Origin of the sequence: Amycolatopsis palatopharyngis (assembly GCF_003385185.1) — a bacterium.
In the GTDB taxonomy this organism is placed as follows: Bacteria; Actinomycetota; Actinomycetes; order Mycobacteriales; family Pseudonocardiaceae; genus Amycolatopsis; species Amycolatopsis palatopharyngis.
Genome location: NZ_PQHZ01000005.1, coordinates 69388 through 79639, shown reverse-complemented (window position 1 = coordinate 79639; position 10252 = coordinate 69388). Strand labels below are relative to the sequence as shown.

General features: G+C 65.4%; 11 protein-coding genes. 7 read left to right on the top strand and 4 right to left on the bottom strand.

Annotation, left to right across the window (positions count from 1 at the left end; all coding sequences use genetic code 11):
- Positions 1–24: 24 nt before the first annotated feature.
- From D0C15_RS05195 to D0C15_RS05175, 5 genes are all read left to right on the top strand, one after another.
- On the top strand, positions 25–1290 hold the full coding sequence (locus tag D0C15_RS05195; protein WP_116041251.1) for a beta-ketoacyl-[acyl-carrier-protein] synthase family protein: 1266 nt from the start codon (positions 25–27) through the stop codon (positions 1288–1290).
- Positions 1287–2492: a ketosynthase chain-length factor gene (locus tag D0C15_RS05190; RefSeq protein ID WP_116041249.1), complete on the top strand. Its 1206-nt coding sequence runs from the start codon at positions 1287–1289 to the stop codon at positions 2490–2492. The genes D0C15_RS05195 and D0C15_RS05190 overlap by 4 nt, the downstream gene beginning before the upstream one ends.
- Complete coding sequence (locus D0C15_RS05185; RefSeq protein ID WP_245975574.1) at positions 2485–2769, top strand: acyl carrier protein; 285 nt, start codon at positions 2485–2487, stop codon at positions 2767–2769. Before D0C15_RS05190 ends, D0C15_RS05185 begins: the two co-directional genes overlap by 8 nt.
- 26 nt (positions 2770–2795) lie before the next feature.
- Entirely contained in the window at positions 2796–3578 is a 783-nt protein-coding gene (locus D0C15_RS05180; protein WP_116041245.1) for an SDR family NAD(P)-dependent oxidoreductase, read from the top strand.
- Positions 3579–3651: 73 nt separating this feature from the next.
- On the top strand, positions 3652–4419 hold the full coding sequence (locus D0C15_RS05175; protein WP_245975573.1) for a TylF/MycF family methyltransferase: 768 nt from the start codon (positions 3652–3654) through the stop codon (positions 4417–4419).
- A 186-nt stretch (positions 4420–4605) separates the two neighbouring features.
- Here the strand turns inward: D0C15_RS05175 and D0C15_RS05170 are convergent, their stop codons facing one another.
- Positions 4606–5553: an aromatase/cyclase gene (locus D0C15_RS05170; protein WP_116041241.1), complete on the bottom strand. Its 948-nt coding sequence runs from the start codon at positions 5551–5553 to the stop codon at positions 4606–4608.
- Between the two features lie 75 nt (positions 5554–5628).
- Between D0C15_RS05170 and D0C15_RS05165 the strand changes: the two genes are divergently transcribed.
- Complete coding sequence (locus D0C15_RS05165) at positions 5629–6057, top strand: nuclear transport factor 2 family protein (protein WP_116041454.1); 429 nt, start codon at positions 5629–5631, stop codon at positions 6055–6057.
- 141 nt (positions 6058–6198) lie between these two features.
- Here the strand turns inward: D0C15_RS05165 and D0C15_RS05160 are convergent, their stop codons facing one another.
- The 3 genes from D0C15_RS05160 to D0C15_RS05150 are packed head-to-tail and all read right to left on the bottom strand — an operon-like array spanning position 6199 to position 9000.
- Positions 6199–7233 carry an LLM class flavin-dependent oxidoreductase gene (locus tag D0C15_RS05160; RefSeq protein WP_116041239.1) on the bottom strand — a complete coding sequence of 345 codons (1035 nt, stop codon included), beginning with the start codon at positions 7231–7233 and terminating at the stop codon, positions 6199–6201.
- 34 nt (positions 7234–7267) lie between these two features.
- Positions 7268–8005: an SDR family NAD(P)-dependent oxidoreductase gene (locus D0C15_RS05155; RefSeq protein WP_116041237.1), complete on the bottom strand. Its 738-nt coding sequence runs from the start codon at positions 8003–8005 to the stop codon at positions 7268–7270.
- Positions 8002–9000, bottom strand: a complete 999-nt coding sequence (locus D0C15_RS05150; protein WP_116041235.1) for an acyltransferase domain-containing protein — start codon at positions 8998–9000, stop codon at positions 8002–8004. The genes D0C15_RS05155 and D0C15_RS05150 overlap by 4 nt, the downstream gene beginning before the upstream one ends.
- Positions 9001–9115: 115 nt before the next feature.
- Here D0C15_RS05150 and D0C15_RS05145 point away from each other — a divergent pair, with 115 nt between their 5' ends.
- Complete coding sequence (locus tag D0C15_RS05145; protein ID WP_245975572.1) at positions 9116–10195, top strand: ketoacyl-ACP synthase III family protein; 1080 nt, start codon at positions 9116–9118, stop codon at positions 10193–10195.
- Positions 10196–10252: the final 57 nt, after the last annotated feature.

Here is a 10252-nt window from a genome sequence, read left to right as displayed (position 1 = left end):
CTTCAAAGGAAGGAGCCGATTCCGATGTCCCGTCGGGTTGTGATCACGGGGATTGGGGTGCGCGCACCGGGTGGAGCTGGAACGAAGAAGTTCTGGGATCTGCTGATCGCAGGCCGTACCGCGACTCGCCGGATCAGTTTTTTCGATCCTGCACCATATCGATCCCAGGTAGCCGGGGAATGTGACTTCGATCCGGCGTCGGAAGGGCTGACCGCGCGCGAGATCCGGCGTATGGATCGGGCTTCGCAGCTGGCTGTGGTGTCTGTGAGGGACGCCGTCGCCGACAGCGGCATCGAGGTGGCGGCCATGGATCCGTATCGCGTCGGCGTGAGCCTGGGTAGCGCGGTCGCCGCCTCCAGCAGTCTGGAGGCTGAGTACCTCGTCCTGTCCGATTCGGGTAGGAAATGGGAAGTCGACTATGCGCACCTGTCCCCGCACATGTTCGACTACCTCACTCCGGGCATCATGCCAGCCGAGATCGCCTGGACTGTCGGTGCAGAAGGCCCGGTCACCATGGTGTCCAACGGTTGCACCTCCGGAATCGACGCTGTCGGCAATGCCGCGCAGCTCATTCGCGAGGGATCGGCGGATGTGATGCTGACCGGGGCCACCGACAGCCCGGTCACGCCGATCGTCGTGGCGTGCTTCGACGCGATCAAGGCGACCACGCCGCGCAACGACGACCCCGAGCACGCGTCGCGCCCCTTCGACGCGACCCGTAACGGATTCGTCCTCGCCGAGGGCTCCGCGATGTTCGTCCTGGAGACCCATGAGCGAGCCCGTGCCCGCGGCGCGCACATCTACGCCGAGGTAAGTGGTTATGCCAATCGTGCCAACGCTTACCACATGACTGGACTGAAGAAGGACGGTCGCGAGATGGCCACCGCTATCCGGGACGCTATGGCCCAGTCACGACTGGACTCCGACGCGGTCGACTATGTCAACGCGCATGGTTCAGGAACTAAGCAGAACGACCGTCACGAGACTGCAGCGTTCAAGGCGACCCTGGGTGAGCACGCGTACCGGACGCCGATCAGTTCGATCAAGTCGATGGTCGGTCACTCGCTTGGTGCCATCGGATCGATCGAGATCGCGGCGTGCGCGCTGGCGATCGAGCACAACGTCGTCCCGCCCACAGCGAACCTGTACGAGGCCGATCCCGAATGCGACCTCGATTACGTGCCACTGAATGCGCGAGACAAGCGCGTGGACGCCGTGCTGAGCGTGGGAAGCGGTTTCGGTGGATTTCAGAGCGCGATGGTGCTGAAGGCGCCTGGAGGAGCGGAATGACCAGGACAGTGGTGACCGGACTCGGTGTGGTGGCCCCGAACGGGCTGGGGGCCGAGGACTTCTGGAAGGCCACGGTCGACAGTCGCAGCGGGATCGATGTGCTGACCCGCTTCGACTCGTCGAAGTATCCGGCGCGGTTGGCTGGACAGGTACACGACTTCGTCGCCAAAGAACACATCCCGAAAAAACTGCTGCCACAGACCGATATCTCCACCCAGTTCGCGCTCGCCGCCGCCGACTGGGCGCTCTCCGACGCGGGCGTGGATCCGTCCACCTTGGTCGATTACGACATGGGCGTGGTGACCTCCAACGCGCTCGGCGGCTTCGAGTTCACGCACAAGGAATTCGCCAAGCTGTGGGAGAAGGGGCCGCAGTACGTCAGTGTGTACGAGTCGTTCGCATGGTTCTACGCGGTCAATACCGGCCAGATCTCGATCCGGAACGGGATGCGCGGCCCGAGCAAGGCGCTGGTGGCCGAGCAGGCGGGCGGCCTGGACGCGCTCGGCCACGCCCGGCGTACCGTCCGAGACGGTACCGGGTTGGTTCTCGCCGGCGGCGTCGACTCGGCCTTCGACCCCTGGGGCTGGGTGTCGCACCTTTCTGGTGGTCGGGTGAGTTCGACCGGTTACCTGCCCTTCGACAGTGCCGCCGACGGTTATCTGCCAGGTGAAGGTGGCGCGATCCTGGTCACGGAGAATGTCGCCACCGCGCGCGGCCGGGGGGCAGGTCAGGTATACGGCGAGATCGCAGGCTATGCCTCGACCTTCGACCCAGCGCCGGGGTCCCCGCGTCCGCCGGGTCTGCGCAGGGCGGCCGAACTGGCGTTGATGGATGCCGGGCTGACGCCCGCCGCGGTCGACGTGGTCTTCGCCGATGCGGCTGGGATACCCGAGTTGGATGGTCAGGAAGCCGAGGCGATCCGCGGCGTCTTCGGCCACAACGGCGTGCCGGTGACCGCGCCCAAGGTGTTGACCGGACGCCTGTTCTCCGGGGGCGGGCCGCTGGACGTCGTGGCCGCCTTGCTGTCCATAAGGGATGGTGTCATCCCCGCGACACCAGAAGTAGCGGATGTCCCGTCCGCATACGGGATCGACCTGGTCCGGGGTGAGCCAAGGTACGGGCCGGTCGGCAACGCGCTCGTACTGGCCCGCGGCAAGTGGGGATTCAACGCGGCAGTCGTCTTGCGCGAGTTCAATGACTGAGAGGAACGAGAAGCGGATGAGCAACGGGATCACCATCGACGATCTGCGCCGGATACTCGCCGCATGCGCGGGATCCGACGATGAAGTCGACCTGAACGGGGACATCCTCGACCTGCCTTTCGAGGATCTCGGTTACGACTCGCTTGCGTTGATGGAGACCGCGGCGGTGATCGGCAGAGAGTTCGGCGTCGCGATCCCGGATGACGAGCTCGGTGATCTGGACACACCACGGGCGATGCTCGACAGGGTGCACGACCTCGTAGGCACGACGAGCTGAGACGAAGTAGAGAGTTCGGAGGAAACATGGCTGAGGCTGACCAGGTCGCACTCGTGACGGGTGCCACCAGCGGTATAGGACTGGAGATCGCCAGAAGCTTGGCCCGCGGTGGTGCGAAGGTCTACATCGGAGCACGGAACGCGGACAGGCTGGCGCAGACCGTCAAGTCCCTGCGGGACGCAGGCTATGAGGTAGACGGCCAGACCTGCGACGTCACGGAAGCTGACGATATCCGGTCGCTGGTCCGTTCGGCGAAGGATGCTTTCGGGCCCATCAGCATCCTGATCAACAACGCGGGACGGTCCGGTGGCGGGGTCACCAAGGATATCGCGGACGAGCTGTGGTTCGACGTGATCAACACGAACCTCAACAGTGTCTTCGTGATGACCAAGGAGGTGCTGAACAACGGCGGGATCCTGGATCGGGGCTGGGGGCGGATCATCAACATCGCCTCTACCGGCGGAAAACAAGGCGTGCTCCATGGCGCGCCGTACTCGGCCGCCAAGCACGGCGTGGTCGGCTTCAGCAAGGCGCTGGGGCTGGAGTTGGCCAAGACCGGTGTCACAGTGAACGCGGTATGTCCTGGATTCGTCGAGACGCCGATGGCGGAGCGGGTGCGTCAGGCGTACTCGAGTATCTGGGACGTGTCGTTGGACGAGGTCAAGGAGCGTGTCAGCGCTCGGGTCCCGATCGGCCGCTACGTTGTGCCCGAAGAGGTGGCCGCGATGGTCGACTACCTGGTCAGCTCCGGCGCCAACGCCGTGACGGCGCAGGCCCTCAACGTCTGCGGCGGTCTCGGCAACTACTGAGCAAGGAGTTGCCGGAACCGGCGCGAACACAACCATGACACGGCGGGTTGTTCACCAGATCAAGGGAGCCCAGTTGCAAGACCTCACAGAGACCGGCAGAGAACTTTACCTCACCTTGCTGAAGAAGGTACTGGTAAACGTCATCTACGAAGACCCAGCGATCCCCAATCCGATATTCGATGACGCCACGCACGACAAAGAGGCAAGGAACTCAGGAGCCGACTGGCCGAGCGTCGCGCACACGATGATCGGCATGATCAGGCTGGACAACGTGGAGAGCTGTTTGAAGCAGGTGATCGCGGAGCGCGTCCCTGGCGACTTCATCGAGACCGGCGTCTGGCGCGGCGGTACCTGCATTTTTGCCCGCGGACTCCTCAAGGCCTACGGAATCAAAGACCGCAAGGTCTGGCTCGCCGACTCCTTCGAGGGGATCCCGAAGGTCGACGAGTCGAGCCATCCCCTGGACTTGGAGCTCAACCTGCACGAATTCAATGAAGTACTCGGCGTCTCCGAGGAAACCGTGCGGGAGAACTTTCGGCGCTACGACCTACTGGACGAGCAGGTGGAGTTCCTGCCCGGTTGGTTCTGCGACACCCTGCCCGCCGCGCCCGTCCGGCAACTGGCCGTGCTACGGCTCGACGGTGATCTCTACGAGTCCACAATGGATGCGCTTGTGCACCTTTACCCAAAGCTCTCGGTCGGCGGCTTCGTCATCATCGATGACTACATGATCCCGTCCTGCCGCGAGGCAGTGCAGGAGTTCCGACGCAAGGAAGGCATCGAGGGCGACCCCATCAAGGAGATCGACGAGTTCAGCGTGTACTGGCGCCGCAGCCGGTAGGGCGAGGGCACGTTCTGGTTCTGCGCGTGCGGTTGAGACCGCGTCAGCGTGGGCAATGCGCGTGTTGCCGGCAGCCGTGCCTCGGTGGGCAACAACCGCCTCGTGCGTTGGGTCAACCACGCCGTGGACACGGTGTGCCGGACGATGTGGAACATCCTGCGCGGCACTGGTCACCATTGACCATGCTCACGTCAGGAACTCGAGAGCCCGCCCGAGCGTGGCAATGCTGTTGCGGCGCAGCAGTTCCGCGGTCTTGGTGCGCGCCTGCGCGAGTGTCGTCCCCGCACCGAAGGTGTCTTCGATCTGTTTCGGGTCAAGCGCGACTCGGTGTGTGGCCTGCACCCGGACACCGTTCTCGTCCGGGACGATCAGCCATTCCCCAGTGTGCGCTTGGAGGCCGTGCGGTACGACAGTCTGCTTGTACAGAATGCGCTCGTGTGGCCAGCAGAGTCGGATCGAACGGGTGGTGTGCGCACCGCCGTCGTGGGCCCTGGTCTCCATTGTCATTGTCTGCACCTCGACGCCGCCGGCGGCCTCGGACGCGGCGTCAGTTTGCAGGTTGAGCGAGACCACGTGCGGCAGGCGCTCCGGCCACAGGTCCGAACGATGTAGGAAGTCATAGACCGCCTGTGCTTTCGCGGGAATCGCGACCTCGTCACTGAAGGAGAACACGATATCGTCGAAGTCGTCGCCGTATTCCGCCCATTCCCGCACAGCGGCGGTCTCGGCGTTGCTGTTGGCGTCCAGGACGTCGGAGGCCCATTTCTCGCTTTGCGGAGTTGGGTCCGTCAGGGCCCAGTGATGTGCGAGCACCAGGCGCTCCCCGTCGACCCGCCAGTGACCACCCATCGCAGCCAGCGGGGGCTTGCTGTTCTCCTGTTCGAAGTCGACTCGTGTCGCGGCCTCGTTCAGTGTGCGCCGTGAGGTCCAGCTGCGCACGGAGTCACCAGTGCGTGCCCAGAGCCGGATCCGGTCTGAATCGGGGCCGCGGTCGAGAATTTCGGCATGCACACACGGGGAGAACATCAGCGGCCAGCGCCTCACGTCCGCGATCAGGTCGAACACCCGTGACGGCGGGGCGTTGAGCACGATGTCGTGTTCGGCGTAGTCGCCGTGAATCTGGGCCTCGGTCATACTCAAGGACGCTTCCGTAGTCCGCTTGAGGTGTCCTTGAGGTGCCGTCGAGTAGCAGCCGTGAGGCTACTGCGCGTGAACCAGCCCTTCACTGATCTCTATGTCGAGATCCAGCAGTTCTATGCCACCCAGGTCCAGTACCTCGATGCGTTGCGGTTCGAGGAGTTCGCGGACACCTTCACCGAGGACGGTGTGTTCGGCCATGTCCGCGGTGCGCCTGCGGCGCACGGGCGAGCGGGTATCGTCGCGGCGTTGAGCGAGTACCAGGAACGACGCTACGGCGACGACCCGACGCAGCGGCGTCACTGGTTCAACATGCTGAAGGTCATGCCCCAGGATGACGGCTCGATCGTCACGAGTTATTACGCGGTGGTGCTGGCGACCAAGCCAGGGGATCCGGTCGCATTGCCGACTCCGAGCTGTTCGGTGCAGGACGTGCTGGTGCGCCAGGACGGGCGGCTGCTGGCCCAGGAGCGCGAAGTCAGCGCTGACCATACCTTGTAGCGGCACGGTGCCACCCGCACCGTGTGGAGGCGCGAGGCCTGTTGCCGGACCGCATTTCTGATCGACACGGCCCTGTGCGGCTTTCGCGCATGAGCTGCGAGAAAGTCCCACCTGGAGCGACGAAGTGCCCCGCTCCGCGGCTCAGCCGTCGACGCCGGACAGTTCGAGTGCCTGTGCGGCCTGCCGCAGGATTTCCAATCGGCCCTCAGTACCGGTGACGTTGGCCGAGACCATGATGCTGAGCGTCGTCACACCCGCCTCGGCGAACGCTGTCATCCGCTCGGCGACACGAGGGAGCGGGCCGATCAGGGCGGTGCGGTCGATGAAGTCCAGCGGGACCGCGGCCGCGGCGGCGGGCCGGTCGCCGGACATGAGGAGATCGCGAAACACAGCGATCTCCTTCTCGAAGCCCATCTGCCGGGCGAGGCCGCAGTAGAAGTTGTCCTTCGGGTCACCGACACCGAGCAAAAACGTGTAGTGCGTACGTAAGGCGTTCGCCGCCTCGCTGAGGTCGTCACCGACCTGCATCGCCACGAACGGGACGATCGCGAACCCGTCGAGGTCGCGACGGGCACGCTCGGCGCCGCTGCGGATCTCGGCCACCGACTTCGCCACGTGCTCCGGCGTCGTGAAACCACTCAGCCAGCCGTCGGCCAGCTCACCGGCGAGTTGGAGGCTCTTCGGACCCACAGCGGCCAGGTACAGCGGGATCTGCGTGCTCGGGCGCTCGGTGAACAGGTGCAGCGGCGCGTCCTCTTTGCCGTACGAAGGAAGGGAGAAGTGCGTACCCGAGTAGCGGACCGGACCGCCCGCCAATGCCCTGCGGACGATGTCGACGTACTCCCGGGTGCGGCCGAGCGGCTGGTCGAACCGGACTCCGTACCAGCCGTCGGAGACATGCGGGTTGGAGACACCGAGGCCGAGCCGGAACCGACCTTCGCTCAGCGCATCGAGGGTGGCAGCGGTGAGCGCCGCGGTGCCCGGGGGACGGGCGGGGATCTGCATGACACCGGAGGCGAGACCGATGCGCTCGGTCTGCCCGGCGACAAGGCCGAGCACGCTCGCAGCATCGGCCCGGTAGCCCTCGGCGGCGAGCACGAGATCGTAGCCGAGGGCTTCGGCGGCACGCGCCAGCTCGCCGGCTCCCTGGTAAATGAGATTCGCGCCTAGGCGCATGGCAGTCCTCCTTGATGCACGGTGTCTTGTTCACTCAGATGAGGTGCGCGCCGCCGTCGGCAAGCAGTACCTGACCGGTGGTGTAGGTCGAGAAGATCAGCGCGTGCACTGCTTCGGCGACGTCCGAGGGCAGGCCGACCCGCCGCAGTGGCGTTCGCTGGCGGACCTGTTCGGCGATCGGTTTGAAGAAATCCTTGTCCTGCGTCCACGGCGTCTCGATCAGCCCGGGGGCGACGGCGTTGACCCTGACCTCAGGGCCCACGGTGTTGGCGAGCAAGCGCGTCATGTGCTCGATGGCCGCCTTGCTGACAGCGTAAGGAATCGAACTGCCCGCGGGTCTGCTGCCGGCGATCGACGAGATGTTGACGACCGCGGCGTTCCCGCTTTCCTGTAGCGCAGGTATCGCAGCGACCGTCGTCTGCCAGGTGCCGAACACGTTGACCCCAAAAATTTCCTGCCAGACCGCGAGATCCGCGGAGGCGAGGTCGGCGTGTGGGATCGGACGGGACACGCCTGCATTGTTGACGAGCACGTCCAGCCTGCCGAAGTGTTCGACCGCGGTGGCCACGAGGTTCTCCGCCTCGTCCTTTTTGGAGATGTCACCGCGAACGTACACTGCCTCGGGCAGCGACGCTGCGAGTTCCTGACCGGCTTCGGTCGAGCGGGCGGAGTTGATCACGACATGTAGGCCACTGGCGGAGAGCTTCCTGGCCACCTCGGCACCGATACCGGACGAAGATCCGGTGATCAGGGCTACGCGTCTCTCGTTCACCTTGTTCTCCCATGTGGATTCTGATGTCGCTGGCACGCCAGCAGGATCTGACGGGCACGTTCACCGGTTTCCCGCTCCACCGCTGGGTCGCGGTCCCGTACCGGCAACAGGGCGGTCACCGCGCTCCGTCCGGAGCGAACGTCCGGATGGCGCCGCGCCAGGGTGGCGAGTCCCTGGCCCGGTCCCAGATCTGCGAGCAGGCAGGGGCCTTCGGCCATGATCTTCTCCAAAGTGGGCCAGAAGAGCACCGGTTCCGCGGGGTGGCCCGCCCAGGAATAGGGGTCGGGAGTGAGTACCCGGTTGGCGGTGAACGCCGACCACAGGGGGATCCGTGGACTGTGCATGATGTGCTCGTCGATCGGATACGGACCGGCGAAGACTCCGGCGAGTGCCGGACTGTGGAAGGCCTTTCCGGCCGCGACGCGACGCACGGTGTAACCCGCTGCGCGCAGGTCTTCCTCGGCTGCGCCGAGTTCTGCCTGAAAGCCTGTGAGCGCGATCTGCCGTGGCGCGTTGATCGCGCCGACCGAGACGCGAGGATGCCGGACCAGTACCGAGGCCAGGTCGGACTCCTGTGCGGACACGGTCAGCATGCCGCCAGGCGGGGTGCCTGCGAGTTTGGTGACCCGATCGCTCAGCAGGTCAACGGCGGCGCGCGGGGTGAAGACCCCGGCGAGCGTCGCGGCGACCAGTTCGCCGACACTGTGGCCCAGCAGCGCCGCCGGACGGACACCCCAGCTCAGCACCATACGCCCGAGTGCGTAGCCGATGGTGAACAGCAGAGGTTGTGCCCTGCGAACGTCCTCGATCGCCAGGGATGGCGCATCCGACAGCCAATCCGTACGCAGCTGGTCGCCGTCGGAGAACATGGCGAGCACGGTGTCCACGGTTTGGGTGAACTCCGGATCATGACCGTAGAGTCCCTCGGCCATGCGGTTGTGCTGTGCACCCTGGCCGGGAAAGAGGAGCACCACGTCGCGGCTTCCCGATCGCATGGACCGAAGGTTTTCGCGGGCGCTTCAAGGTTTGCTAGAGCGGGGCTCCAGCCGTGTTCCACAGCGCCGGGAAATGCTCTGTTCTTGACGGGGGCTAGGCGGGAGGACCGGGAACGTGCTCTGGGATGACGTGTATCTGCGGGCGGCCGCGAGTTGGCTGCCGCCCGCCATGCCCGCCGAGGTCGCGGTGGCGCTCGGCCTCGCCGAGGCGGAGGCGGTACGGCGGGCACAGGTGACTGGGGTGACCATAGCAAAGGATTCCCCGCCGGAAATGGGAGTCGCCGCCGCGCACGCGGCCTTGGAAAGGTCTGGTTGCGCGTCCGGGGACATCGCACTGGTCCTGCACGCCTGCTCGTATTACCAAGGCCACGACATGTGGGCTCCAGCGTCCTATATCCAGCATCACGCGGTGGGAAACCGGTCGCCGGCCATCGAGCTGCGGCAGACTTCCAACGGTGGCATGGCAGCACTCGAACTCGCGGCCGCGTACCTGACAGCGACCGGCGGTGCGGCGGCACTGCTCTCCACTTCGGATCGTTTCTGTGCACCGGGAATCGACCGCTGGAGAACGGATCCAGGCACCGTCTTCGCCGACGGCGCGACTGCGCTGGTGCTTGCCAGAGGATCGGGATTCGCCCGGCTGCGTTCGCTGGTGACCGTTGGCGAGCCGGCTTTGGAACGGATGCACCGCGGGGACGACCCGTTCGGCGACGCGCCGCTGGCCACGCGCGTTCCGGTCGACATCGACGAGACCACGAGGGCCTACGTTCGTGGCCGGGCCGGGCAGCGGGTGGTCGCGCTGATGGCGTCCCGGCACGCCGAGTCGGTCGAGTACGCGCTCGACGAGGCCGAAGTGAAGCTGGGCGACATCGATTGGTTCGTGCTGCCGCATTTCGGCAGGCGCAGGCTGGACGTGAACTACTTTCGCCGGTTCGGCATCGACCGTGACCGCACGTTGTGGTCGTGGAGCCGCGGCGTGGGTCACCTCGGTGCTGGCGACCAGTTTGCCGGAATCGCCCACCTCCTGGAGAGCGGGAGGCTTCGGCCGGGTCAGCGGGTGATGCTGATGGGCGTCGGTGGGGGGTTCACCTGGTCCGCCGCTGTGCTGGAGATCGGCTGTGTGCCGGACTGGTATCCGGAAACAATCGCCGAAAGCCAAGGAGGGCAAGTGAAGAGTAGCGGCATTCCGCTGTAGTTCAAGTGTGACTGTAGTGGGTGCTCGCAGAGTCGGCGAGTATCGAGCACGAAACTG